Annotated in this window: 16 protein-coding genes; 4 read left to right on the top strand and 12 right to left on the bottom strand. The window is 69.3% G+C overall.

Annotated elements, in window-relative coordinates:
- The first annotated feature begins 231 nt into the window (after positions 1 to 231).
- Positions 232 to 1,620 carry a PLP-dependent aminotransferase family protein gene (locus tag V1457_RS10110; protein ID WP_338602816.1) on the top strand — a complete coding sequence of 463 codons (1,389 nt, stop codon included), beginning with the start codon at positions 232 to 234 and terminating at the stop codon, positions 1,618 to 1,620.
- 116 nt (positions 1,621 to 1,736) lie between these two features.
- Positions 1,737 to 2,174 (top strand): DUF6319 family protein, encoded by a 438-nt coding sequence (locus V1457_RS10105; protein WP_200069023.1) that lies wholly within the window; start codon positions 1,737 to 1,739, stop codon positions 2,172 to 2,174.
- A gap of 65 nt (positions 2,175 to 2,239) precedes the next feature.
- On the opposite strand, the gene V1457_RS10100 is transcribed toward V1457_RS10105, so the two are convergent.
- Positions 2,240 to 3,175 (bottom strand): NADP-dependent oxidoreductase, encoded by a 936-nt coding sequence (locus V1457_RS10100; RefSeq protein ID WP_338602811.1) that lies wholly within the window; start codon positions 3,173 to 3,175, stop codon positions 2,240 to 2,242.
- Positions 3,176 to 3,274: 99 nt separating this feature from the next.
- Here V1457_RS10100 and V1457_RS10095 point away from each other — a divergent pair, with 99 nt between their 5' ends.
- A complete protein-coding gene (locus V1457_RS10095; RefSeq protein ID WP_338602808.1) occupies positions 3,275 to 3,589 on the top strand; it encodes a hypothetical protein in 315 nt (104 codons plus the stop codon).
- A gap of 122 nt (positions 3,590 to 3,711) precedes the next feature.
- On the opposite strand, the gene V1457_RS10090 is transcribed toward V1457_RS10095, so the two are convergent.
- Both V1457_RS10090 and rpoB read right to left on the bottom strand, forming a co-directional pair.
- Positions 3,712 to 7,623, bottom strand: coding sequence for a DNA-directed RNA polymerase subunit beta' (locus tag V1457_RS10090; RefSeq protein WP_338602805.1), 3,912 nt, complete (start codon positions 7,621 to 7,623; stop codon positions 3,712 to 3,714).
- 111 nt (positions 7,624 to 7,734) lie between these two features.
- Positions 7,735 to 11,217 (bottom strand): DNA-directed RNA polymerase subunit beta, encoded by a 3,483-nt coding sequence (gene rpoB, locus V1457_RS10085; RefSeq protein ID WP_338602802.1) that lies wholly within the window; start codon positions 11,215 to 11,217, stop codon positions 7,735 to 7,737.
- Between the two features lie 744 nt (positions 11,218 to 11,961).
- Here rpoB and V1457_RS10080 point away from each other — a divergent pair.
- Positions 11,962 to 15,090, top strand: coding sequence for a CHAT domain-containing protein (locus V1457_RS10080; RefSeq protein ID WP_338602799.1), 3,129 nt, complete (start codon positions 11,962 to 11,964; stop codon positions 15,088 to 15,090).
- Positions 15,091 to 15,140: 50 nt separating this feature from the next.
- Here V1457_RS10080 and V1457_RS10075 read toward each other — a convergent pair whose 3' ends face one another.
- From V1457_RS10075 to V1457_RS10035, 9 genes are read right to left on the bottom strand one after another with little or no spacing between them, the layout of a single operon-like run.
- Positions 15,141 to 16,259 (bottom strand): hypothetical protein, encoded by a 1,119-nt coding sequence (locus V1457_RS10075; protein ID WP_338602796.1) that lies wholly within the window; start codon positions 16,257 to 16,259, stop codon positions 15,141 to 15,143.
- A 47-nt stretch (positions 16,260 to 16,306) separates the two neighbouring features.
- A complete protein-coding gene (locus V1457_RS10070) occupies positions 16,307 to 16,855 on the bottom strand; it encodes a hypothetical protein (RefSeq protein ID WP_338602792.1) in 549 nt (182 codons plus the stop codon).
- 32 nt (positions 16,856 to 16,887) lie between these two features.
- Positions 16,888 to 17,994 (bottom strand): MlaD family protein, encoded by a 1,107-nt coding sequence (locus V1457_RS10065; protein ID WP_338602790.1) that lies wholly within the window; start codon positions 17,992 to 17,994, stop codon positions 16,888 to 16,890.
- Positions 17,994 to 19,199 (bottom strand): MCE family protein, encoded by a 1,206-nt coding sequence (locus V1457_RS10060; RefSeq protein WP_374220916.1) that lies wholly within the window; start codon positions 19,197 to 19,199, stop codon positions 17,994 to 17,996. Before V1457_RS10060 ends, V1457_RS10065 begins: the two co-directional genes overlap by 1 nt.
- Positions 19,196 to 20,419 carry an MCE family protein gene (locus V1457_RS10055; RefSeq protein WP_233626957.1) on the bottom strand — a complete coding sequence of 408 codons (1,224 nt, stop codon included), beginning with the start codon at positions 20,417 to 20,419 and terminating at the stop codon, positions 19,196 to 19,198. Before V1457_RS10055 ends, V1457_RS10060 begins: the two co-directional genes overlap by 4 nt.
- Entirely contained in the window at positions 20,416 to 21,396 is a 981-nt protein-coding gene (locus V1457_RS10050) for an MCE family protein (protein ID WP_200069015.1), read from the bottom strand. The genes V1457_RS10055 and V1457_RS10050 overlap by 4 nt, the downstream gene beginning before the upstream one ends.
- Positions 21,393 to 22,418, bottom strand: coding sequence for an MCE family protein (locus tag V1457_RS10045; protein ID WP_295142736.1), 1,026 nt, complete (start codon positions 22,416 to 22,418; stop codon positions 21,393 to 21,395). Before V1457_RS10045 ends, V1457_RS10050 begins: the two co-directional genes overlap by 4 nt.
- Positions 22,415 to 23,791, bottom strand: a complete 1,377-nt coding sequence (locus V1457_RS10040) for an MCE family protein (RefSeq protein ID WP_338602784.1) — start codon at positions 23,789 to 23,791, stop codon at positions 22,415 to 22,417. The genes V1457_RS10045 and V1457_RS10040 overlap by 4 nt, the downstream gene beginning before the upstream one ends.
- Positions 23,788 to 24,627, bottom strand: a complete 840-nt coding sequence (locus V1457_RS10035) for an ABC transporter permease (protein ID WP_200069012.1) — start codon at positions 24,625 to 24,627, stop codon at positions 23,788 to 23,790. Before V1457_RS10035 ends, V1457_RS10040 begins: the two co-directional genes overlap by 4 nt.
- Between the last annotated feature and the right edge of the window lie 6 nt (positions 24,628 to 24,633).

Here is a 24,633-nt window from a genome sequence, read left to right as displayed (position 1 = left end):
GGCCTTGCTACCCAGCGCGGATGCCGCTTCCGAAGCTCTGCGCGGCCATCCGAATCAGCGCTCGCCCGGCGCAGCCCACGGCGCGCGCGACCGAGCTGCCGCGTGCCGGTTCCGAATCACCGGAACGGTTGATCGACAACGGGCCCGGCGTCCGGCGCCGCTGTCCCTCAGCTGTCGCACCACGCACCGATCAGCAGGAGTCGGCGGCGCGGTCCGTTAAAGTCCGATCCCGTGACCGACCCACGGCCCGGATCCGCCGGGCTGGACCTGCACCTGGACTGGTCCGGGCGTCCGGACAGCAGCGGTCTCGCCGAAGCGCTGCGCACGGCGATCCGGGACGGGCGGCTGGCGGCTGGGACGCGAGTGCCGTCGACCCGCGCGCTCGCCCGAGACCTCGGCGTCGCCCGCGGCACGGTGACCCGCGCGTACACCCAGCTCACCGCGGAGGGTTTCCTGCTGTCCCGGCAGGGCGCCCCCACGACCGTCGCGGAACGGCTCCGCACCGGCGAGAGCTCCGCGCCGCCCGCGCGTCCCGCACCGCACCCGCCGCGCTGGGATTTCCGGCCGGGCCGGCCGGATCTGAGCTCCTTCCCGCGCAAGGACTGGCTCAGCGCGCACCGCCGGATCGTGCGCAACATGCCTGCCGGGGACCTCGACTACGGCGACCCGCAAGGACCACTGGAACTGCGCGAAGTGCTCGCCGACTACCTGCGGCGTTCCAGGGCGGTGGACACCGCGCCTGATCGGTTGATCGTCTGCAACGGCTACAGCGAAGCGTTGTCGCTGCTCAGCAGGGCCCTACTGGCGCAGGGAACCGGCTCGGTGGACTTCGAGGACCCCTCGCTGCCGCAGTTCCGGGACATCGCCGCGAGCGCGGGGATGCGGGTGCGCGGTGTTCCCGTGGACGACCAGGGCATCGAAGTGCAGCGGCTGCGCAGTCCGGTCACCGTGATCACTCCCGCGCACCAGTACCCGCTGGGGGTGACCATGCGGGCGCAGCGCCGCTCGGCGCTGATCCGCGCGGCGCGCTCGGCGGGAGGTCTCATCGTCGAGGACGACTACGACGGCGAATTCCGGTTCGACCGCCGACCAGTCGGATCGCTGCAGGGGATGGCGCCCGATGTGGTGATCTACGCGGGAACGGCGAGCAAGAGCCTCGCCCCGGCGCTGCGAATAGCGTGGCTCGCATTGCCCGCACGCCTCGTGGAACCGGTGCGGGCGATGAAGCTGCCCGGTGGGCACGGCTTCGATCAGCTCGCCTTGGCCGAGATGCTGCGATCCGGTGCGTACGACCAGCACGTCCGGCGATCGCGCAACACCTACCGCTCGCGGCGCGAACAGCTCTTGCGCGCGCTGGACGGTCTTCGCGCCCGGCACCGGCTCTACCCCGCGGGGATCTCGGCCGGGCTGCACCTGACCCTGGGACTTGATCCGGACGGCCCCGGCGAACGTGAAATCCTGACCCGCGCCCGCGCACGCGCCGTTGAACTCGAAGCTCTCGGGCCGCACTGGGTGAACGCGCAGTCCCGGCCGCCCGGCGTCGTCATCGGCTACGCGGCACCTGCGGAGCACGCCTTTCGGCCAGGGCTCGCCGCGCTGCTCGACGCACTTGACCCATGACAGCCGGTTCCCGTGGTCCGTCCCGATAAAGTGCGGTCTCGCGAGCGACCGCGGGACACCACAGGGGAACTGGTGTTCTACTCTATGCCGCAGGTTCGTGAGATCGAGGAGGAACTTTGGACGCGGAAGCAGATCAGGGCACCAGCGAAGGAACCGAGCAAGCCGCGGCGCCGGAATCGGGCCAGACCCCGGCCGCGGGCACCGACGAAGGCACGGGTGCAGCCGCCGCGGCGGAGTCCGCGCCGAAGAAGCCGAAGCCCCGCAAGCAGAGTTCGGCCAAGAAGACCCGCACCGTCGAGCTCACCCTCACCGTGACCGGCACCGCCGAAGGCGAATGGCAGGCCGAGCTGCTGCACTCCGGCAAGCGGGTCGTGCAGGGCCTGCCGATCCCGGCCGCCGCCGTGTCCAAGGCCGCGGCGGAACTGCACGAGGACATCTCGGAAGCCATCGAGGGGGTAATCAGCGCCGCGCGGGAACAGCACGAAGCGAAGCTGGCCGAACTCGAAGCCGAGGTCGAACGGGTCCGCAAGGCCCTTTCCGACCTGGAGGGCTGAGCCCCGCAGCGACGCAGCCGACAGGTGGTGGCGGCGCGCACGCCACCACCCGGCGGCCCGGCGGCTCAGAACATCAACACCATCCGCCCCCGCGCACCGCCGGCCTCCAAGGCGCGGTGCGCCTCCGGCGCCTGGTCCGCGGAGAAGGTCTGGGCCACCCGCAAGCTGAGCACACCTTCCTCGACCTGCGCGCGCAGCCGGTCCAGCTTCTCCTTCTCCAGCTGATAATCGCGCACTGACACCGGGTGGTACGTGATCCCGCGCTCGCCCTCAGCGGAGAAGAACCGCACGGTCGCCACCCGGCCTCCGTCGCGAACCGCGGGAAGCACGAGTTCGTTGTGCACGGCACCATCCGCCACGGCGTGCACGCCCTCCGGTTCGACCTCGCGGAGCCGTTTCGCCACGTCGTCGCCGCGCTCGACGATGACGTCCGCGCCCAGCGACCGGACCAGCTCGCGATCCTTGTCGGCCGCGTCCGCGATCACCTTCAGCCCGTCGGCCTTCGCCAGCTGCACGACGTGGCCACCGAACGCGCCTGCCGCGCCGGTCACCGCGAGCGTCTGACCCGGTTGCAGTTCCAGCAGGTCGAGGGCTTGCCGGGCGGTGAGCGCGTTCATCGGCAGACTCGCGGCGGCGACGTCGTCCGCGCCTGCGGGAACCCGCACGACCGACCGCTCGGGCAGCACCAGGCTTTCCGAATAGCCACCGTGCGCTCCATCGGGCACCACGATCGCCATCACGTGCTCGCCGACCGCCAGATCGGAGACCTCGGACCCGACCTCGTCCAGCACCCCGGCCACGTCCATCCCGGGCACGTACGGGGGCGGATTCGTGCGCAGGCGTTCGGCATAGGCACCGCTGCGCAGGACCGTGTCGGTGGGGTTCACCGCGGCGGCTCGAACGTCGATCCGCACTTCGCCGGGCCCGACATGCCGCTCGGGGATCTGGAATTCCCGCAGCACATCGGGACCGCCGAACTCAGAGACACCTATCGCTCGCATACGGCGTACAACCCGATCTCCGCGGGCGGCTATTCCGCGGCCGGACACCACCCGCACGTGTAATGGCGAACGGATGTTCGATGCTGGATGATCGAACACATGAACGCCAAAACGAAGCCGCTCGACTGCGGCCCGCACCTCAGCGCCGTGCCCGCCGATCGCGCCGGGCCGGAGGAGCTGGACCTCGACCCGCCGGCCCAGGAACAGCAACCGTCCCAGCAGCTGTCGGAGTGCTCGGACGGTTCGCTGGTAGACGCGATCCGGCAGTGCGAGGCGATCCGCTACCGCGCGCTGTCCGATCAGCTCGCCTTGATCACCGAGGCGCAGCGCCGCGGGCTGTGCCTGACCCCCGGGCCGCGCCCGGCGGACCGCCACGCCGCGGCGGGCACGGATGCGGAGGACCCGCCGACATGATCACCAACGCACGACACCGACGGCAGTCCGGAACACGGCAGCCGGAAAAGCGGAAGGCCCCCGCCCGGGAACGGGCGAGGGCCTTCCGAAAGCAGATCCGCGGCCGCGGATCGCGGACTTCGTTACCGGTAGTCGCGGCCGAAGTCGTAGTCGTCCAGCGGCACCGCAGCACCGGTGCCCGCACCGAACACGTCCGGGGTGTAGTAGCCGTCGTCGTAGGACGGGATCGCGTAGGCCGCGGCCCGTGCCTCCTCGGTCGGCTGCACCTGGATGTTGCGGTAGCGGTTGATGCCGGTACCGGCCGGGATCAACTTACCGATGATCACGTTCTCCTTGAGGCCGACCAGCTTGTCGCTGGCGCCCTCAATGGCGGCGTTCGTGAGGATGCGGGTCGTCTCCTGGAAGGAGGCCGCCGACAGCCAGGACTCGGTCGCCAGCGACGCCTTGGTGATGCCCATCAGCACCGGACGGCCGGAGGCCGGGTCGCCGCCCTCGGCCACCACGCGGCGGTTCTCGCCCTCGAACTGCGAGCGCTCCACCGGGGAGCCGGGCAGGAACTCGGTCGCACCGGAGTCGATGATGATGACCCGGCGCAGCATCTGGCGGACGATCACCTCGACGTGCTTGTCGTGGATGCCCACACCCTGCGAGCGGTACACCTCCTGGACCTCGCGGACCAGGTGCAGCTGCGCCTCCCGCGGGCCCATCACGCGCAGCACCTCGTGCGGGTCGACGGCGCCTTCCAGCAGCTGCTGGCCGACGTCGACGTGGTCCCCGTCGGAGATCTGCCGCTCGGTGCCGTCCACCGAGATCACCGCGAGCCGCTGCCGCTTGGACAGCTTGTCGTAGACGATCTCGTCGCTGCCGTCGTCCGGAATGATCGTGATCTTCCAGTACCGGTCGTTGTCCTCCATCCGGATCCGGCCGGGGGCGTCCGCGATCGGCGCCTTGCCCTTCGGGATCCGGGCCTCGAACAACTCGGTGACGCGCGGCAGACCGGTGGTGATGTCGTCACCGGCGACACCGCCCTGGTGGAAGGTACGCATCGTGAGCTGCGTGCCGGGCTCACCGATGGACTGGGCGGCGACGATGCCGACGGCCTCGCCGACGTCCACCAACTTGCCGGTGGCCATCGAGCGGCCGTAGCAGACCGCGCAGACCCCGTTACCGGACTCGCAGGTCAGCACGCTGCGGACCTTGGCCTTGGTGACCTTGGCGGCGAGCAGCTTCTCGATCGCCGGGTCGCCCAGGTCCGAACCGCGGGTGAGCACGATGTTGCCGTCGGCGTCGGTGACGTCGTCGGCCGTGGTGCGGGCGTACACGCTGGTCTCCGCGTGCGCGTCCCGCAGCACCGTGCCGTCCGGCAGCACCTCGGCGATCGGCATCCGGATGCCGCGCTCGGTACCGCAGTCGGCCTCCCGGACGATCACGTCCTGCGAGACGTCCACCAAGCGCCGGGTCAGGTAACCGGAGTCGGCGGTGCGCAGCGCGGTGTCGGCCAGACCCTTGCGGGCACCGTGGTTGGAGATGAAGTACTCCAGCACGGAAAGGCCCTCGCGGTAGTTCGCCTTGATCGGACGCGGGATGTACTCGCCCTTCGGGTTCGACACCAGCCCGCGCATCCCGGCGAGCTGCACGACCTGGGTCATGTTCCCCGCCGCCCCGGACTTCACGATCATGCTGATCGAGTTGTCGTCCGGGAAGTTCTTCTCCATGGCGTCGGCGACCTCGTCCTTGGCCTCCGTCCACACCCGGACCAGTTCGGCGTTGCGCTCCTGGTAGGACAGCGCACCGCGGCGGTAGCGCTTCTCCACCTGGTCGGCGCGCTGCTCGTAGGAGTCCAGGATCTCGCCCTTGGTCTCCGGAACCACCACGTCGGAGATCGACACGGTCACGCCCGAACGGGTCGCCCAGAAGAACCCGGCGTCCTTGAGCTTGTCCAGCGTCTGGGCGACGGTGACCATCGGGTACCGCTCGGCCAGGTCGTTGACGATCGCCGCCTGCCGCTTCTTCGGCAGCAGGTCGTTGACGAACGCGTAGTCCTCCGGCAGCAGCTCGTTGAAGAACACCCGGCCCAAGGTGGTCTCGGCCAGCCAGGGCTTGCCCGGCTCCCAGTCCTCGGGGGTGGCCTCCTTGGCCGGGACCACGTCGCGCAGCCGGATCCGGATCTTCGCCTGCAGCGAGAGACCGCCGCGGTCGTAGGCCATGATCGCCTCGCCGACCGACGAGTACGACTGGCCTTCGCCCTCGGCACCGTCGACCTGCCGCGTCAGGTGGTACAGGCCGGTGACCATGTCCAGCCGGGGCATCGCCAGCGGCCTGCCGGACGCGGGCGAGAGGATGTTGTTGCTGGACAGCATCAGCACCCGGGCCTCGGCCTGCGCCTCGGCGGACAACGGCAGGTGCACCGCCATCTGGTCACCGTCGAAGTCGGCGTTGAACGCCTCGCAGACCAGCGGGTGCAGCTGGATCGCCTTGCCCTCCACCAGCTGCGGCTCGAACGCCTGGATGCCCAGGCGGTGCAGCGTGGGAGCACGGTTGAGCAGCACCGGGTGCTCGGCGATGACCTCTTCCAGCACGTCCCACACCTGCGGGCGCTGGCGCTCCACCATCCGCTTCGCGGACTTGATGTTCTGCGCGTGGTTGAGGTCGACAAGCCGCTTCATCACGAACGGCTTGAACAGCTCGACCGCCATCTCCTTCGGCAGCCCGCACTGGTGCAGCTTGAGCTGCGGGCCGACGACGATGACGGAACGGCCCGAGTAGTCCACGCGCTTGCCGAGCAGGTTCTGCCGGAATCGGCCCTGCTTGCCCTTGAGCAGGTCGGACAACGACTTCAGCGGCCGGTTGCCGGGACCGGTTACCGGACGCCCGCGACGGCCGTTGTCGAACAGCGCGTCCACGGACTCCTGCAACATCCGCTTCTCGTTGTTCACGATGATCTCGGGTGCACCGAGGTCGATCAGCCGCTTGAGGCGGTTGTTCCGGTTGATCACCCGGCGGTAGAGGTCGTTGAGGTCGGAGGTCGCGAACCGGCCACCGTCGAGCTGCACCATCGGGCGCAGGTCCGGCGGTATCACCGGGACGCAGTTGAGCACCATGCCGCCGGGGTTGTTCCCGGTGGTCTGGAACGCCGCGACGACCTTGAGCCGCTTCAGCGCGCGCAGCTTCTTCTGGCCCTTGCCGGAGCGGATGGTCTCGCGCAGCGACTCGGCCTCGGCGTCGATGTCGAAGTCCTGCAGCAGCGCCTGGATGGCCTCGGCGCCCATGCCACCGGTGAAGTACTCGCCGTAGCGGTCGTAGAGCTCGCGGTAGAGCAGCTCGTCCGAGATCAGTTGCCGGGGCTCCAGCTTGGTGAAGGTCTCCCAGATCTCGTCGAGCTTGTCGATGTCGCGCTGGGCCCGGTCGCGCAGCTGGCGCATCTCGCGCTCGCCGCCTTCCTTGACCTTGCGCCGCACATCGCTCTTGGCGCCCTCGTTCTCGAGCTCGGCCACGTCGGATTCCAGCTTCTGGGCCCGGGCCTCCAGGTCCGCGTCCCGCTGGTCCGCGATCCGCTTGCGCTCGACCTGCATCTCGTTCTCGAGCGTGGACAGGTCGTTGTGCCGCATCTCGGTGTTCACCGAGGTGACCACGTAGGCGGCGAAGTAGATGATCTTCTCGAGATCCTTCGGCGCCAGGTCGAGCAGGTAACCGAGCCGACTCGGCACGCCCTTGAAGTACCAGATGTGCGTCACCGAGGCAGCGAGCTCGATGTGCCCCATCCGCTCGCGGCGGACCTTGGCCCGGGTCACCTCGACGCCGCAGCGCTCACAGATGATGCCCTTGAACCGGACCCGCTTGTACTTGCCGCAGTAGCATTCCCAGTCACGGGTCGGGCCGAAGATCTTTTCGCAGAACAGCCCGTCCTTCTCCGGCTTCAGGGTGCGGTAGTTGATCGTCTCGGGCTTCTTGACCTCGCCGAACGACCACTGGCGGATGTCGTCGGCCGTGGCGAGGCCGATGCGGAGTTCATCGAAGAAGTTGACGTCCAGCACGTCGGGTCTTCTCCCTTTGTCGAAAGGTCCGGCCGGCTACCGGCCGGGAATGCCAGGTCAGGTCCGTGGCCGGTCCGCGGGCGGGCACGCGCCCGCGGACCGGCGGCGAGGTCACTGAACGACGTCGTCCACCGACGGCGACTCGTTGCGGGACAGGTTGATGCCGAGGTTGGCCGCGGCACGCTCCAGGTCCTCGTCGTCGCCATCGCGCATCTCGATCGCCGCACCGTCCGTGGAGAGCACCTCGACGTTCAGGCACAGCGACTGGAGCTCCTTGAGCAGCACCTTGAACGACTCCGGAATGCCCGGGTCCGGGATGTTCTCGCCCTTGACGACGGCCTCGTACACCTTCACGCGGCCGATCACGTCGTCCGACTTGATCGTCAGCAGCTCCTGCAAGGTGTAGGCGGCGCCGTACGCCTGCATCGCCCAGCACTCCATCTCACCGAAGCGCTGGCCACCGAACTGCGCCTTACCACCCAGCGGCTGCTGCGTGATCATCGAGTACGGGCCGGTGGAGCGGGCGTGGATCTTGTCGTCCACCAGGTGCGACAGCTTCAGGATGTACATGTACCCGAGAGCCACCGAGTAGGGGTACGGCTCCCCGCTGCGCCCGTCGAACAGCTGCGCCTTGCCGTCCTCCTTGACCATGCGCTCGCCGTCGCGGTTCGGCTTGGTGGAGGCCAGCAGGCCGGTGATCTCCTCCTCGCGGGCACCGTCGAACACCGGGCTCGCGGTGTTCGTACCCGCGTCGACCTCGTAGAGATCGGCGGGCAGCCGCTTCGCCCAGTCCGGATCCCCGTCGATGGACCAGCCCTGCGAGGCGATCCACCCGAGGTGGGTCTCGAGCACCTGCCCGATGTTCATCCGTCGCGGCACGCCGTGCGTGTTCAGGATGATGTCGACCGGGGTGCCGTCCTCGGTGAACGGCATGTCCTCGACCGGCAGGATCTTGCCGATGACGCCCTTGTTGCCGTGCCGGCCCGCGAGCTTGTCACCATCCTGGATCTTGCGCTTCTGCGCGACGTAGACCCGCACGAGCTCGTTGACCCCGGGCGGCAGCTCGTCGTCCTCGTCCCGGTTGAACACCCGGACGCCGATGACCTTGCCGGTCTCGCCGTGCGGCACCTTCAGCGAGGTGTCCCGGACCTCGCGGGCCTTCTCACCGAAGATCGCCCGCAGCAGCCGCTCCTCCGGCGTCAGCTCGGTCTCACCCTTCGGGGTCACCTTGCCGACCAGGATGTCGCCGCCCTGCACCTCGGCGCCGATCCGGATGATGCCGCGCTCGTCGAGGTCGGCCAGCACGTCCTCGGAGACGTTCGGGATGTCCCGGGTGATCTCCTCGGCACCGAGCTTGGTGTCCCGGGCGTCGACCTCGTGCTCCTCGATGTGGATCGAGGTCATCACGTCGTCCTGCACCAGTCGCTGGGACAGGATGATCGCGTCCTCGTAGTTGTGCCCCTCCCACGGCATGATGGCCACGCGCAGGTTCTTGCCCAGCGCCATCTCGCCGTTCTCGGTGCACGGCCCGTCCGCGAGGACCTGCCCGGCCTCGACCCGGTCGCCCTCGTTGACGATCGGCTTCTGGTTGGTGCAGGTGCCGTGGTTCGAGCGGTTGAACTTCTGCAACCGGTAGGTGTGCCGGGTGCCGTCGTCGGCCATCACCGTCACGTAGTCGGCGCACAGCTCCTCGATGACGCCGGCCTTGTCGGCCACCACGACGTCGCCGGCGTCGACCGCACCGCGCAGCTCCATGCCGGTACCCACCAGCGGAGCCTCGCTGCGCAGCAGCGGGACCGCCTGCCGCTGCATGTTCGCGCCCATCAGAGCGCGGTTGGCGTCGTCGTGCTCCAGGAACGGGATCATCGCGGTCGCGGCGGAGACCATCTGCCGCGGCGAGACGTCCATGTAGTCGATCTCGGTCGGCGCCAGCAGCTCGACCTCGCCGCCCTTCCGGCGGCCAAGGACGCGCTCCTCGAGGAAGTTGCCGTCCTCGTCGATCGGCGTGTTCGCCTGCGCCTTGACGTGGCGGTCCTCTTCGTCCGCGGTCAGGTAGTCGATCTGGTCGGTGGCCTGACCGTCGATGACCTTGCGGTACGGCGTCTCGATGAACCCGAACGGATTGACCCGGGCGAACGTGGCGAGCGAGCCGATCAGGCCGATGTTCGGGCCTTCCGGCGTCTCGATCGGGCACATCCGGCCGTAGTGCGACGGGTGCACGTCGCGGACCTCCATGCCCGCGCGTTCCCGGGACAGACCGCCCGGCCCGAGCGCGGAGAGCCGGCGCTTGTGCGTCAGGCCCGCGATCGGGTTGGTCTGGTCCATGAACTGGGAGAGCTGCGAGGTGCCGAAGAACTCCCGGATCGCCGCCACCACCGGGCGGATGTTGATCAGGGTCTGCGGCGTGATCGCCTCGACGTCCTGGGTGGTCATCCGCTCTCGGACGACCCGCTCCATGCGGGACAGGCCGACCCGGACCTGGTTCTGGATCAACTCACCGACGGTGCGCAGGCGGCGGTTGCCGAAGTGGTCGATGTCGTCGACCTCGACCGGGACCTCGAGCTCGCCCTCGCCCATCGAGGTCTCGGCCGCGTGCAGCCGCACCAGGTACTCGATGGTGGTGACGATGTCGTCCTCGGTGAGCACGCCGGACTCGAAGGGCAGCTCCAGGCCGAGCTTCTTGTTGACCTTGTACCGGCCGACCCGGGCCAAGTCGTAGCGCTTCTCCTTGAAGAACAGGTTCTCCAGCAGGGTCTGCGCGCTCTCCTTGGTCGGCGGCTCGCCGGGGCGCAGCTTGCGGTAGATGTCCAGCAGGGCCTCGTCCTGCCCTGCGGTGTGGTCCTTCTCCAGGGTCGCCAGCAGCGTCTCGGAGAAGCCGAACCGCTCGCGGATCGCCTCCGCGGACCAGCCCAGCGCCTTGAGCAGCACGGTGACCGGCTGGCGGCGCTTGCGGTCGATGCGGACGCCGACGGTGTCGCGCTTGTCGACGTCGAACTCCAGCCACGCACCGCGGCTGGGGATGATCTTCACGCTGTAGACGTCCTTGTCGGTGCTCTTGTCGACCGACTGGTCGAAGTAGACACCCGGGGACCGGACGAGCTGGGACACGACGACCCGCTCGGTTCCGTTGATGATGAAGGTGCCCTTGTCCGTCATGACCGGGAAGTCACCCATGAACACCGTCTGGCTCTTGATCTCGCCAGTGGTGTGGTTGGTGAACTCCGCGGTGACGAACAGCGGGGCCGCGTAGGTCATGTCCTTGTCTTTGCACTCATCGACCGTGGCTTTGACCTCGTCGAAGCGCGGGTCGGTGAACGACAGGGACATCGAGCCGGAGAAGTCCTCGATCGGGGAGATCTCGCTGAGGACCTCTTCCAGACCACCGACGGGGTTGTCCTCGCCGGCGTCGACCCGGCGCTGGAACCAGGTCTCGTCGCCGACGAGCCATTCGAAGGACTGGACCTGCAGATCGAGCAGATCAGGCACTTCCAACGGTTCGCGGATGTTCGCGAAAGAGACCCGCTTGGGTGCCCCAGGGATCCCCGACGTGTAGTTGGAAGCTGCAGAGACCTTGGTCGCGCGGGAGACTGCCAAGATGCGTCCTTCCGGGACTCTGAACTGGCTACAGCCGCGTCAGAAGGCGTTGGCGACCAACTAACACGACTGTCAAGGGTGCAATGGCGCCCACGATCCTACGTCCCGGTTCGGGGCGGGCGGAAAGAGGGCAGCGCAAAGTAGCAGTCTAGATGCTACGACGCCACCTGTCGAGGGGCTCGCTGACGAACGTCCCGAAAGTCGCCAGCTCCAGCCGCACCCCGCGAGGCCCTGCCCGTGTTGCTGACCAGAGTGAACCCGCCGCCGCCGACAGTCAAGAGATCACGCTGCGATCACCCTCGTGGCGCAGGACACGATCACGGGCAGTGCCTGCCGATCAAGCACTTTTAGCTGCTCAACGTGCCAAAGGCGGCGCTGAAGAAGATCCATCCGGGGTTCTCCGGCGAGCCCGCGAACCGTCGGCGACGGCTGTTCCACGCGCGATCGCGGAGGCGTTCGACCGGGAACCTCGACGGCTTACCTATGCTCTGGGCGCGTTGCCGCTGCTGTAGGGCATCTCACCCGCCGGCCTCCGGGGGAACCGGCAGGTCAGCGGTGGACGCCTGGCCAGCGGGCTTGTGACCTCGGGGGAGGCCTGCCGAGCACGCGGCGCCCGCGCCTCGCGCCCGGCAAGGTTCCGCGTCGTGCACGGTCTACTCGGCGGCGGTCAACGCCGGTAGCGTGAAACGCCCCGCCACGCCGCGACGCTGTTAGTCGTGTGAGCACGCCACAGGAGAATCGCCGATGAATGACGATGCGGGCCGGCCGGAGGGCGACTCCGGCGGGCAGCAGCGTTCCAATGGAGGCAATGCGCACGCCGCGGCGGGGTCCACATGGTTCGCCGGCGAGCAGGAGCAGCCGTCCGCTCCGCAGGCGCGGCCCAGCCTGGAGCAGCGCTACGCCGACGCGATCGCCGCGATGAACCGGATCATCTCGACGTTGGAGTTCGAGGATCTGCCGTGGGTGACCGAGGTCTTCCGCACCACCGCGGGAGTGCTCGACGAGCGGGACCCGGCGCGCGCCGGTGTGCTGAACAACCTGGGCAGCGCATCCCAGCTGGCGCATTTGAACAGCAAGCAGCTCGGGGATCTGGAAGACGCGGTCGGCTACTACCGCGACGCCTCGACCAGCGCGCAGACCGACGATCCGGACCTGGTGCTGTACCTGTGCAACCTCGCCCTGGCGCTGACCGACCTGGGCACGAGGAGCGCAGCGGCGCAGCCCGCCGAGGAGGCGGTGCGGGCGGCTCGGGAAGCGGTCGAGCAGACGCCGCGCCGGGATCCAAGGCGCGTGATGGCGCTGGTCCGGCTGGCCAATTCGCTGAAGGCGCACGCGCGACTGGCCGATGACGCCTCCTCCGACGACGCCTCGATCGGCGCCTTCCGGGACGCGGCCCGCGCCGCCTCCAGCAGCGGCGGTTCCGACCCGTCCGAGCTGCGGATCAACCTGGGAGCCGCGTTGATGCGCAGGCACCAGCGCACCGGGTCCCCGCAGGACCTGGAAGAGGGGATCTCGCACCTGCGCGGCGGCGCGGACGGGCTCGCCGACGGGGAGCCCCGGCGCAACGCCCTGTGCCACCTGGCCAGCGCGCTGCGACTGCGCTTCGAGCAGGCCGGGGACCTGGGCGACCTGGAATCGGGGATCAGCGAGCTGATCGGGGTGCTGGGCGTGCTCGGCGCCGGGCATCCGCTGACCGGGCGGGTACTGGTCCTGCTCGCCGAATCGACTGTCGAGCACGTGGACAGCACCGGCGAGCCGGGGCCGTTGCGGCGGACGTTGCGCGCCTACGCCTCCAGCGCCCGCGGGATGGCCGCCGACGACGCTCGCCGGGCATTGGCTTTCGCCGGCTACGGAGCCTTGCTGCGCAGGCATTTCCAGCACGGTGGCGAGACCGACTCGCTGGATACGGCCGTCACCGCCGGGGAGGTCTCGGCGCAGGAGGCCGCGGGAGCCGACCGGCGGGCGGTGCTGAACTCGCTGGCGATGACGCTGCTGACCCGGTACGGCAACAACGGCGATGAGCAGGATCTGCGGCGTGCCGAGGAGGTCTGCGAACAGGCGGTCGCGGCCGGGCAGGATTCGCCGCACATCGCGTGGACGCAGCTCGGCGTGATCGCGGGGCACCGGTTCCGCCGCAGCACCCGCACCACGGACATGGAATCCGCGGTCGACTGGTTCGACCGCGCGCTGCAAGCGATGTCGCCGTACGCGCCTGAGCGTGCCTACGTGGCTACGCAGCTCGGACGCGCGCTGCGATCGCTGCACCAGCGCACCGGCAGGCGCCGGTACTACCGGTGGGCGCGCAGGGTGCTGTCCGAGGCGGCCGGGCAGCAGACGGCGCCTGCCGATCAGCGGCTGCGCGCGGCGAGCCTGGCCGGGCGGCTCGCGGCAGGGGCGCAACGCTGGTCCGAGGCGCTGGAGTCCTTCAGCGCCGCAGTGGAACTGCTGCCGCTGGTGGTGCGAGGTAAGCGCGCCGTGGCTTCTCCGGCCGTGCAGCAGCATTGGGCGCTGATCGCCGCGGATGCGGCCGCCTGCGCCGTGGAGAACGGCGAACCGGAACGCGCGGTCGAGCTGCTGGAGCACGGTCGCAGCGCGCTGATGTCGGACTTCCTGCCCGCCGAGGGCGAGCTGGGCAGGCTGCACCGGGACCACCCCGAGCTCGCGGACGAAGCGGTGCGGCTGCGCAGGCTGCTGGACCGGCCTCCGGGCGAGCCCGCGCTGGCCGATCCGGAAGACGGCACGGGCTTGCGCAGCAGGCTGGTGCACGCCTGGGAGGACATGCTGCGCGAGGTGCGTTCGGATTCGGCGCACGCCGAGCACCTGCGGGTCCGGTCGTTCGCCGAGCTCTCCGGCGGCGAGGAGGGCTCGGTGGAGGGTTCGGTGGTGCTGGTCAACCTGAGCCGGTACCGATCGGACGCGCTGATCTTGTTCGCCGGCCGGGTGGTGATCGTGCCGCTGCCGGGCGCCGGCCCGGACTCGGCGCGGGAGCAGGCGCGCGCCGCGCTGGCCGCCACCGAGCGGCGTGACCAGTCGGCGATGGTGGAGGCGCTGGATTGGCTGTGGCACAACATCAGCCGCCCCACCCTGGACCGGATGGGCTACGTGGGGACGCCCGAGGAAGGCCAGCGCTGGCCGCGCGTGTGGTGGTGCGTGATCGGCGCCCTCGGATATCTGCCGTTGCACGCGGCCACCGCGAAGGACGGCCCGAGCGCGCTGGACCGCGTGGTGTCGTCCTACATCCCGTCGCTGGGAGTGCTGGAGGACACGCGGCAACGGCCGCTGCCGGAGAACGGGGCGGCGTTGGTCGCCGCGAGCTCCAACGGCCGGGTGTCCCGCGAGTTGCCGCCGCAGAACCAAGTGCTGGCGCAGTACTGGCCGAACGCCGAGATCGTCTCACCCGAGACGGCGGCGCCGGACGAACTGCTGCGCATCCTCCCCGGCTACGCCTGGCTGCACGTGTGCGAACCGAGCGTGCAGTACCCGGGGCAGCCCGCTGCTGGCCGCCTCGTCGAGCGGGAGGCGCCGCAGCGCCCGGTCGGGCTGGTCGACCTCGGCCAGGTGGGGCTGCAACACGCCGAGTTCGGTTTCCTGGGCAACTGCTCGACGTTCGTGGACAACCCCTCGGCCGCCGCGCTGCCGCTTGCCACGGCGCTCGGCTTCGCCGGGTTCGCGCACGTCATCGGGACCCTGTGGGAAGTCGACGAGGACAGCGCGCTGCGCGTGCACACCGAGGTCTACGACGACGTCTTCGGTTCGGGTGAGAACGACACCGCCCGCTCGGCGCACGCGTTGCACGGCGCGGCCCGCCGGCTGCGCGCCGCGCACCCGGACTCACCGGCCCGCTGGGCGGCGCACCTGCACGTCGGTCCGTGAGGTGCGGCCGCCGGGCCGTCCGCGCGGGCGGTACCTGCGCGGACGGCTGATCACTTCTGCGAGATGTGGGTGATCTTCCACTGGTCGCCGTGCTTCTTCGCGTTGAACACGACCTGCGCCGGGCCGACCTGGTTCTGGCCGTTGTCGGTGCGGGTGGCGTTCTGGTCGACGAACAGCAGCACCTCCGCGCGGTCGCGCTCCAGCCGCAGCACGCTGCTGGCCTTCACGGTCGTGGTGACCACGAGCTTCTGCGCGGGAGCCTGCTGCTTGACGGTCGAGAACAGCTGGTTGTACTCGTTGATCGCGTCGCCTTCGAGGAGGTTCTTCGCCGCCTGCTCGGCCTTGCCGGTGTCGGCGAAGTCGTAGGAGAAGATCTTCGCCGCGGCGTCGCTCAGCTGCCCGTTGACCTCGCTGGTCGCAGCTTGGTCGACGAGTGCTTCGTTGGAGGTGGCGGCGCTGCTGCGGTACGTCTCGATGCCGAACCAGACCGCCAGGCACGCCAGCACGAACGCCGCGACGAATCCGGCCGCGATCAGGGGGACAGCGGGCTGCTTCGGCCCGGTCTGCACGCGCTGCTGCTCGGACTGCTCCGTGGTCTGCGTGCCGGATCGCCAGACCGACGTGGGCTCGGATGCCGCGGAATCAGCAGTCGCGGAATCGGTGCTCGCGGACCTGGACTGGCCGGACTGGGACTCCCCGGACTGGGCTGACTGCGACTGGGCGGACTGGTCCGTCCCGGATCGGGACGCGACGGCCGAGTCTTCGGATCGGACGTCGTCCGCGGTGGTCGCAGCGGCTGCCGAGCTCCGGACGTCCGCAGTTTCGTCGCTGTTCTCGTCCGACGCGTCCTGCGACGACTCGGTCCCGGAACTCTCCGGCGTCGTCTGGACCGCATCCGCGGCGGCATCAGCCGAGTCGGCGGCCGCATCTTCCCGGCTCCGGTCGCGCGAGGCCGCCGAGTCCTCGCCCGCCGGTTCGGTCCCGGCTTCCGCACCCGCCGCGGTGTCCACGGCTTCGACGGCGCCGTCGGCCTGCTCCTCCTGCTCCGGCGGGCCGCCGGGCCGGGTGAGGCCGACCCGGGACGACCGGTTCGACTTCGTTTCCGGTCGGTTGCGCTGCCCCGCGACGCGCTTGCGCGAGGTCGCTCTGGGACGGCGGGATTCGGGCACGGGAACCACTCCTCGAACGAACGGGTCAGCAGGTCTCGGGCGCGGCGTCAGCCGACGGGCACCGGACCGAGCACGCTGAGCTTCCACTCCTGGCCTTCGCGGGTGAGCTCGGCCTGGTAGCGGCTGCGCTTCTCGGTCGGCGGCTGGCCGTCCGGGGTCACGGTCACCTTCACGACCGCGATCATGCGGGCCTTGCCTGCGCGCTCGTTGAGCTCGGTCAGACCTGCGGAGAGCACCTCGGCGTTGGTGACGGTCTTGGCCTGGGTGATTCGCTCGGCGTTGGCCTGCCGCCCCTTCACGACCTCTTCGTGCAGCGGGCCGGTGGAGGACTCCGCCCACCGGTCCAGCCCGCGCTGCACGTCGTGGTAGTCGAGGGTGTTGAAGTTGATGACCGCCTGGGTGCCCGCTTGCAACGCCTCGTCGCGCGCGGTGGCGTAGCCGGCGGCGCCACCACCGGCGGCCAACGCCCAGGACACCCCGAAGAACAGCGCCGCGGCGGCCGCGACGACCACCGAGATCAGCGAGGCCATGGCCGGTAACCGCGTCCGCTCGGAGCTGCCGCGATCGGTCCCGACGGCCGTCTCGTTCTCGGACATCTGCTCACCTCGTTTCCCGGTCGGCCGGTCTGTCACTGGCCTGGGGCATTCTGCGCGCCGCGTACGTTGATCGGACTACCTGGTGGCTCCGCACAGTGTGCATCAGTGTTCAGCGGCATCGGAGCCAGGTCATTTCCGGCACGTTTCTCGGTCGACTCGTAACCCTTCGTGCAAGGCATCGGGTCGAAGACGTTCAGCGCCAACCCGAAGTGGGCGGTGCCGTCCCCGGGCACCACGCTGTAACCACCGGCGGAGACCATCGGATAGGTCACCATCAGCTGCTCGATGCCGTCGTTGTGCTGCGCCAGCAGCTCGGTGGTGCTGGTGAGGTTGCCGATCAACGTCCCCAGCTGCGGCCCCGTCTCCCGCAGCAGCCCGCTCACCTGCTGCGCGGCCGGTGGCGCCCGCTTGATCAGCTTGCGCAGGTCCGGATCGGAATCGCGCAGCTGCTCGGACAGCGCGCGCAGGTCGGAGCTGTAGGACCGGATCGCCGAGCCCTTGTCGTTCTGCGTCGCCAGCACGTCGGTGCCGTCCGCGAGCAGCTGCCGGGTCTGCGGCAGGTGCTGCTGGGCCTCGGTGGTGAACTCCCGCGTGGTGTCCAGCACCGTCTGCAAGTTGCCGCCGTTGTCCCGGAACGCCGTGCCGAGCTCGCCGACCACGGTCCGCAGCGAGTCCTCCGGAACCGACTTGGCGAACTGGTCCAGGTTCGTCATCAGGTCTTCGACGGGCAGCGGAGTGCTGGTGGACGAGCGCTTGATGACCGACCCGTCCTTCAGGTACGGCCCGCGATCGCGCTTCGGGTGCAGGTCCACGTACTGCTCGCCGACCGCGGAGCGCTGCGCGACCACGGCATCCACGTCGGCCGGAATGCGCGAGAAGCTCTTCTCGATGTCCAGCGGCACCTGCACGCCGTCCGCGGTCAGCTGCATCTCGCCGACCCGCCCGACCGGCACCCCGCGGTAGGTGACCTCCGCGTTCTTGAAGATCCCGCCGGAGTCGGCCAGCTGCATGGTCACCTCGTACCCGCGCGACCAGAACAGCCTGTCCAGCTCGGCGTAGCGGAAGCCCGCGTAGCCGACGCCGACCAGCGCGATGGCCACGAACGCGGCGATCTGCACGCGCATCTTGCGGCTGAGCATCAGTCACCTCCGAACAGGAAGCCGAGCAGGCCGCCGTTGTCGGACTTGCCCGGTTCCGGCGCCTTCGAGGTCTCCGGCGACTCCTTGCCCGGTTTGGCCGAGTCCGGTCGCGGTAGCAGGCCACCGGGTTGCTGCTCCGGCAGCGGCAACGGCAGCTTCGGCGGCTGGATCAGCGGCTGCCGGGAGCGTCCGATGTTGCCGAGGATGTTGGTGAGGTTGAGGTCGGCGTCGATGTAGAGGTTCGTGTAGTCGCCCTTGATGCCCTCGACCGCCTTGTCGGTGAACGGGTAGGTCAGCAGGATCTCGAAGGACTTCGGCAGGTTGTCGCCCGCCGCTTCCAGCTGGGTCAGCGTCGGCTGCAGCTGCTGCAGGTTGTGCACCATGTCCGCCCGGCTCTGGTCGACCACGTTGGTGGCCACCCCGGAGAGCTTGTCCAGCGACTGCAGCATCGTGACCAGCTGCCCGCGCTGCTCGTTGAGCACCCGCAGTCCGGGCTCGAGATCGCGCAGCGCGGTGTCGATGTTGCCGCGCTGGTTGTTCAAGCTGGCCGAGAGCCGGTTGACGCTGTCCAGCGCGCGGGTGATGTCGTCGCGCTGCGCGTCCAGCCCGCCGACCAGCTGGTCCAGGTTGTTCAGCAGCGAACGGGCATCGCCTTCGCGGCCTTGCAGCGCCGTGTTTAGTTCCTTGGTGATGTTCTGCAGCTGGGCCACGCCGCCGCCGTTGAGCAGCAGCGACAGCGCGCCGAGGACTTCTTCGACCTCGGGGTTGCGGTTGGTGCGGTCCAGGCCGATCACGTCGCCGTTGATGAGCTTGCCGCGCGGTTGCTCGGGTGCGGGCGGATCGGCCAGCTCGACGTACTTCTCACCGAGCAGGCTGGATTGGCGCAGCCGCGCGATGGCGTTGCCCGGCAGCTTGACGTCCCGGTTGACCTGCAGCGTCGCCTCGGCGTCCCAGGAACCGTCGGCGAGCCCGATCGCGCTGACCCGGCCGACCGGCACGTCGTTGACCCGCACCGCCGCGTTGGGCACGAGGTCGAGCACGTCCCGGAAGCGCACCTTGACCTGCAAGGGCTTGTCGCCGACGTCGGCGCCGCCGGGCAGCGGCAGCTGCGAGACGCCGGTGAACCCGCAGCCGGTCAGCAGCACCAGCGCGGCGACGGCCAGGCCGAGCAGTTTGCCCGCACGCCCGCGGTTGAGCGTGATCACTGGCCACCTCCGGTGACGAGCGGTGCCCCGGCCGAACCGAGCGGCATCGCCGGCCCGCCGGATGCCCCGCCGCTCTGCGCGGGCGGATTGCCCTGCGCCTGGGACAGCAGATCGGCGATGCTGGAGACCGGCAGCAGCCCGTCCAGCACCGGCTGGATCGCCTTGCAGGCGTCGAGCACGTTGCCGGGCAGTTCGACCGGGGTACCGCCGGTGGGCTGGCGGACGAGCTTGCACACCGAGACCAGCGGCGGCTGGTTCAGCTCGTTGATCACCGCGCGGGTGTCCAGCGTCCCGGACGCGGCGTTGTAGGAGTTCTGCAGGTTGCCCAGCGCCAGCGGCGCGTCGGTCAGCGACTCGGCCAGCGCCGACTTCTGGTCGACCAGCACCTTGGCCACCGAGTTGAGCTGGTCCACATTGGACTTCAGGTTCTCCCGGTTGTCCCGGACGAAGCTCTCCACCTTGCCCAGCGCCACGGCGAGTTCGGCCATCGAGGCGCCGAGGTCCTCGCGCTCGCCGGCCAGCAGCGAGCTGACCTCCTGCATCTGGTCGTTGAACCGGCGCACCTGCTGGTCGTTGGCCGAGAGCATCCCGGTGAACTTCTGCAGGTTGTCCACCGTGGCGAACAGGTCCTTGCTGCTGCCGGAGAGCGTGGTGCCCGCCTGCCCCAGGTGCTGCAACGTGTCGGCGAGCGCCTGTCCGTTGCCGTCCAGGTTGGCCGCGCCGGTGTTGAGCAGATCGGTCAGCGCGCCGTTCTTGTTCGCTCCCTGCGGGCCGAGCGCGTGGGTGAGGTCGTTGAGGCTGCGGTAGACCTCGTCCAGCTCGACCGGCGTGGCGGTGCGCTCCTTCGGGATCACCGCGCCGTCGCGCAGCTGCGGCCCTCCCTTGTAGACGGGCGCCAGCTGCACGTACCGGTCGCTGACCACGCTCGGCGAAACCGCGACCGCGCGGGCTTCGGCGGGCACGTTCACGTCCCGGTCCAGCGACATGGTCACGCGCACCGTGCGGCCCTGCGGGACCACTTCGTCGACGGTGCCCATCGGCACGCCGAGCATCCGCACGTCCCCGCCGGGGTAGATGCCGACGGCCGCGGTGAAGTAGGCGGTGACGCGCTTGTCGTTGCCGGAGAACATCCACCACACGCCAGCGGTGGCCAGCAGCACCACCGCGCAGCCGATGGCCAGCAGGCGGGTGATCGGGAATTTCGCGGACCGGGTGCTCATGGCTTGCAGCCCTCCGGGTTGATCGGGCCGACGGCGGGCGGCAGCAGCCCGCAGATGTAGGTGTCGAACCAGCGACCGGTGCCGAGCACGTTGGAGAACAACCTGGTGAACGGTCCGAAGGCGGCGATGCTGCGGTTCAGGTTGTCCTGGTTGCGCTCCAGCATCGCGGTGACCTTGTCGAGCTGCTGCAGCGTGGGGCCGAGCTGCGCCTGGTTGTCGTCGACGAGTCCGCTCAGCTGCACCGACAACGCGCGGGTGCCGTCCAGCAGCGAGCTGATCTGCTCCCGCCGGTCGCGGATCTCCTCCAGCAGCAGGTTCCCGTCCTTGAGCAGCTTCTCGAACTCGGCGTTGCGGTCGGCGACCGTCTTGGACACGTTCGAGGTGTTCTCCAGCAGCTGCTTGAGCTGCTGGTCGCGGGAGGCGATCGTCTGCGAGAGCGCGGAGAGCCCGTTCAGCGCGCCCCGCACGTCACCCGGGGTGTTCGCGAAGGTGTCGGACATGACGCGGAAGCTCTGCGCGAGCTGATCGGAGTCGATCGAACCGACGGTGCGCTGCAACCCGCTGAACGCCTCGATGACGTCGTAGGGCGCCATCGTCCGGGACATCGGAATCGGGTCCGAACTGGACTGCTCGGCATCGCCGCGCGGGTCCAGCGCGAGGTACTTCTGCCCGAGCAGCGTCTTGATCTTGATGGCGGCGGTGGTGTTGTTGCCCACCCAGGAGTCGGTGACCCGGAACTTCACCGCCACGTGGTCGCCTTCCAGCTCCACCGAGCTGACCGTGCCGACCTTCACCCCGGCGACCCGGACCTCGTTGTCGGTCTTCAACCCGGCGGCTTCGCTGAAGTTCGCCTGGTACGTGGTGCCGCTGATCAGCGGCAACCGCTCGAAGTTCATCGCGAGGACGAACCCGAGCACCAGCACCAGCAACCCGGCGATGCCGATCTTGAGCGGGTCGCGTTTCTGGAAAGACGTCATCCTTGGCACCTCGGCTGGGTCGCCGGCAGCAGCGGCAGCGGCAGGTTCACGTCACCGACACCGACATTCCCGGAGACCCCGCACAGGAAGAAGTTGAACCAGGCACCGTGCGAAGCGGTCCGCGAGATCGTGTTCAGCTTGTCCGGCATGTTCTGCAGCACCCGCTCGGTGATGTCCTCGTTGTCGTTGAGGTTCTTGGACAGTTCGCCGAGCTGGTTGATGTCCTCCCGCAGCGGCGGGCGGGCCTCGGAGAGCAGTCCGGCGGTGGTGTTGGTCAGCCCGTCCAGCGCGCCGACCGCGTCCCCGATCGAGTCCCGGTCCGCCGAGAGCCCGGAAACGACCTGCTGCAGCTGCACGATCAGTCCGGACAGCTGCTGGTCGCGGGCGTTGACGGTGCCCAGCACGCCGTTGAGGTTGTTCACGACCTGGCCGATCACCTGGTCCTTCGCCGCGATCGCCGAAGTCAGCGACGAGGTGTGCGACAGCAGGCTCTGCACGGTGCCGCCCTCGCCCTGCAAGACCTGGATGATCTCGTAGGACAGCTGGTTCACGTCCTTCGGCGACAACGCCTGGAACAGCGGCTTGAACCCGCCGAGCAGCGTGGTCAGGTCCAGCGCGGGCTTGGTCTGCGCCAGCGGGATGGTGCCGCCTGCGGGCAAGTGCTGGTTGACCGGGCCGGGGCCCTGCTCCAGCGCCAGGTAGCGCTGACCGACCAGGTTCCGGTACTTGATCGTGGCGGTGACCGACTTCGGCAGCTTGCGCTGGGCGACGCTGAACTTCACCTCGGCCAGCCGCCGGTCGACCACCCGGATGTTCTCGATCTCGCCGACCTTGACTCCGGAGATCCGCACCTCGTCGCCCTCGTTCAGCGCGGTCACGTCGGTGAACCGGGCGGTGTAGGAGTTCGAGGAGCGCAGGTCGTTGTTCGCGATGGTCATGATCAGCAGGCCGGTGGCCAGCACGGTGACCAGCACGAAGATCAGGAATTTGACCAGCGGGCCGGTGATGCCGCGACCGTTCATCGGTAGCTCACCTCCGCTCCGCGCAAGACCGGGCCGACCAGCAGCGATCCCCAGCCGGGGACGTTCTCGGCCGGCACGCCCATCGACGGGGCAAGCACCGTGGAAACCATGTCCCGCTCCATCGGCGAGTTCTGCAGACCGAGGTCACCGCCGGCGGCCCCGGAAGCGGACTGCGGCGACGTGCTCGCGGGCGCGCCGCCTCCTGCGCCACCGCCCGAGCCGGGCAGCAACCCTTGATCGGCCGGGCGGGCGGCGGGCGGCGGCACCGAGCCGTCGTGCAGCGGGCCGTCCGGCGGGTACTGCGGGAACGGATTCGGGCCGTTGCGGAAGTCGTAGCAGCGCGGCCCGCGCTTGTCCCCGTACTCCGGCTCGTCCTGGTTCGGTTCGTACTTGCCGCGGTTGGGCACGACCTCGAGCGTGATGTGCAGGCCCGGTTCGTCGGTGCCAGCGCCGAAGGCTTGGTTGACCCGCGGGATGAACTCGGCCATGTCCTTGGTGAAGCACGGGTAGGCCGGGGAGTACTTGGACAGCACGTCCAGCGTGGGCCGGGAGGTCTCGCCGAACCGGATCAGGTTCTGGCCGTTGGCTTCGAAGAACTTCGTCGCGTCCCCCGACGCCGTGGTCAGCTGCGAGGTCAGCGTCCGCAGGTTCTGCTGCTGATCCACCAGCGTCCGCGCCGTGGTCGAGAGGTTGCCCAACGCCTGCAGCACGTCCGGCGCCGCCTGCTCGTAGGTCTCCGCGACCCCGACCACCTCGCGCAGGTTCGCCTGCAGATCCGGCAACGACGGATTCAACTCGGACACGTAGGAGTTCAACCGCGAAATCGTGTCGCCGATCGACTGGCCCCGGCCCTCCAGCGCGTGGTTCAGCGAGTTCAGCGTCGTCGCCAGCTCGGCCGGATGGATCGCCTCCAGCACCGGCATCGTGTCCGACAGGACCTGCTCCAGCTCCACCGACGCCCGCGTGCGGTCCTGCGAGATCACATCCCCCGCCTGCAACCGGCCCGCCGGATCCTCGGGCGTGTCCAGCGACACGTACCGCTCACCGAACAACGTCCGCGGCAGCAGCCGCGCCGAAACGTTGGCGGGCAACAACTTCGCCTTGTCCGGCTCCAACTCCAGGTGCACCGCCGAGCCGTTGCGCGTCGGCTCCACTTCGGACACCCGGCCGACGATCATGCCGTGGGTCTTCACGTCCGAGTCCGGCAGCAGCTGGTTCCCGGTCGAAGCCGCCTTCAACACCACGTCCGTGCTGGAGGTGAACGCGCGCTGATACGTCGCCACCGTCAGGGCCAAGAACAGCACGATGCACATCAGCAGTGCTAAGCCCAATAGGCGCCGTCGCGCCGTGAACAGAGCGGTGCGAGTACTCATCCCGTGATCCGAACCGTCGTAGTGGTGCCCCAGATCGCGAGGCTGAGGAAGAAGTCGAGCAGCGCGGTCGTCACGATCGCGGTGCGCACCGCGCGGCCGACCGCGATGCCGACGCCCGCCGGTCCGCCGCTGGCCCGGTAGCCGTAGTAGCAGTGCGTCATGATCACCACGACGCTGAAGACCAGCACCTTGCCGAACGACCACAACACGTCTTCAGGTGGCAAGAACAAGTTGAAGTAGTGGTCGTAGGTGCCCGCGGACTGCCCGTAGAGCATCACCGTCACGGCCCGCGAGGAGATGTACGAGGTCAGCAGGCCCAGCACGTAGAGCGGCACCACCGCGACGAACCCGGCCACCACCCGCGTCGTCACCAGGTACGGCAGGCTCGGCACGCCCATGACCTCGAGCGCGTCGATCTCGTCGGAGATCCGCATCGCGCCGAGCTGCGCGGTGAACCCGGAACCGACCGTGGCCGACAGCGCCAGACCGGCCACCAGCGGCGCGATCTCGCGGGTGTTGAAGTACGCCGAGATGAACCCGGCGAACGCCGAGGTGCCCAGCTGGTTCAGCGCCGCGTAGCCCTGCAGCCCGACGACGGTGCCGGTGAACAGCGTCATGCCGATCATCACGCCGACCGTGCCGCCGATGACCGCCAGCGCCCCGCTGCCGAAGCTGACCTCGGTCAGCAGCCGCAGGGTTTCCTTGATGTAGCGGGTGAGCGCCTTCGGCACCCAGGCCAGCGTCCGCAGGTAGAACGACATCTGGTCGCCCAGGTCGTCCAGCGTCTCCAGCGGTCGCCGGAACACGCGCTTCGCGCGCTGCGAGATCGTCGTCATGACCCG

The organism is Saccharopolyspora sp. SCSIO 74807, from assembly GCF_037023755.1.
Lineage (GTDB): Bacteria > Actinomycetota > Actinomycetes > Mycobacteriales > Pseudonocardiaceae > Saccharopolyspora_C > Saccharopolyspora_C galaxeae.
The sequence above is the reverse complement of the archived record's forward strand: the minus strand, read 5'-3'. Positions and strand labels throughout refer to the sequence as shown.

Coding starts and splice junctions, on each gene's coding strand:
- V1457_RS10100 (WP_338602811.1), bottom strand. CDS start 3,175: ATGCGAGCGATAGGTGTCTCTGAGTTCGGCGGTCCCGATGTGCTGCGG.
- V1457_RS10095 (WP_338602808.1), top strand. CDS start 3,275: ATGAACGCCAAAACGAAGCCGCTCGACTGCGGCCCGCACCTCAGCGCC.
- V1457_RS10080 (WP_338602799.1), top strand. CDS start 11,962: ATGAATGACGATGCGGGCCGGCCGGAGGGCGACTCCGGCGGGCAGCAG.
- V1457_RS10070 (WP_338602792.1), bottom strand. CDS start 16,855: ATGTCCGAGAACGAGACGGCCGTCGGGACCGATCGCGGCAGCTCCGAG.
- V1457_RS10065 (WP_338602790.1), bottom strand. CDS start 17,994: ATGCTCAGCCGCAAGATGCGCGTGCAGATCGCCGCGTTCGTGGCCATC.
- V1457_RS10055 (WP_233626957.1), bottom strand. CDS start 20,419: ATGAGCACCCGGTCCGCGAAATTCCCGATCACCCGCCTGCTGGCCATC.
- V1457_RS10050 (WP_200069015.1), bottom strand. CDS start 21,396: ATGACGTCTTTCCAGAAACGCGACCCGCTCAAGATCGGCATCGCCGGG.
- V1457_RS10045 (WP_295142736.1), bottom strand. CDS start 22,418: ATGAACGGTCGCGGCATCACCGGCCCGCTGGTCAAATTCCTGATCTTC.
- V1457_RS10040 (WP_338602784.1), bottom strand. CDS start 23,791: ATGAGTACTCGCACCGCTCTGTTCACGGCGCGACGGCGCCTATTGGGC.
- V1457_RS10035 (WP_200069012.1), bottom strand. CDS start 24,627: ATGACGACGATCTCGCAGCGCGCGAAGCGCGTGTTCCGGCGACCGCTG.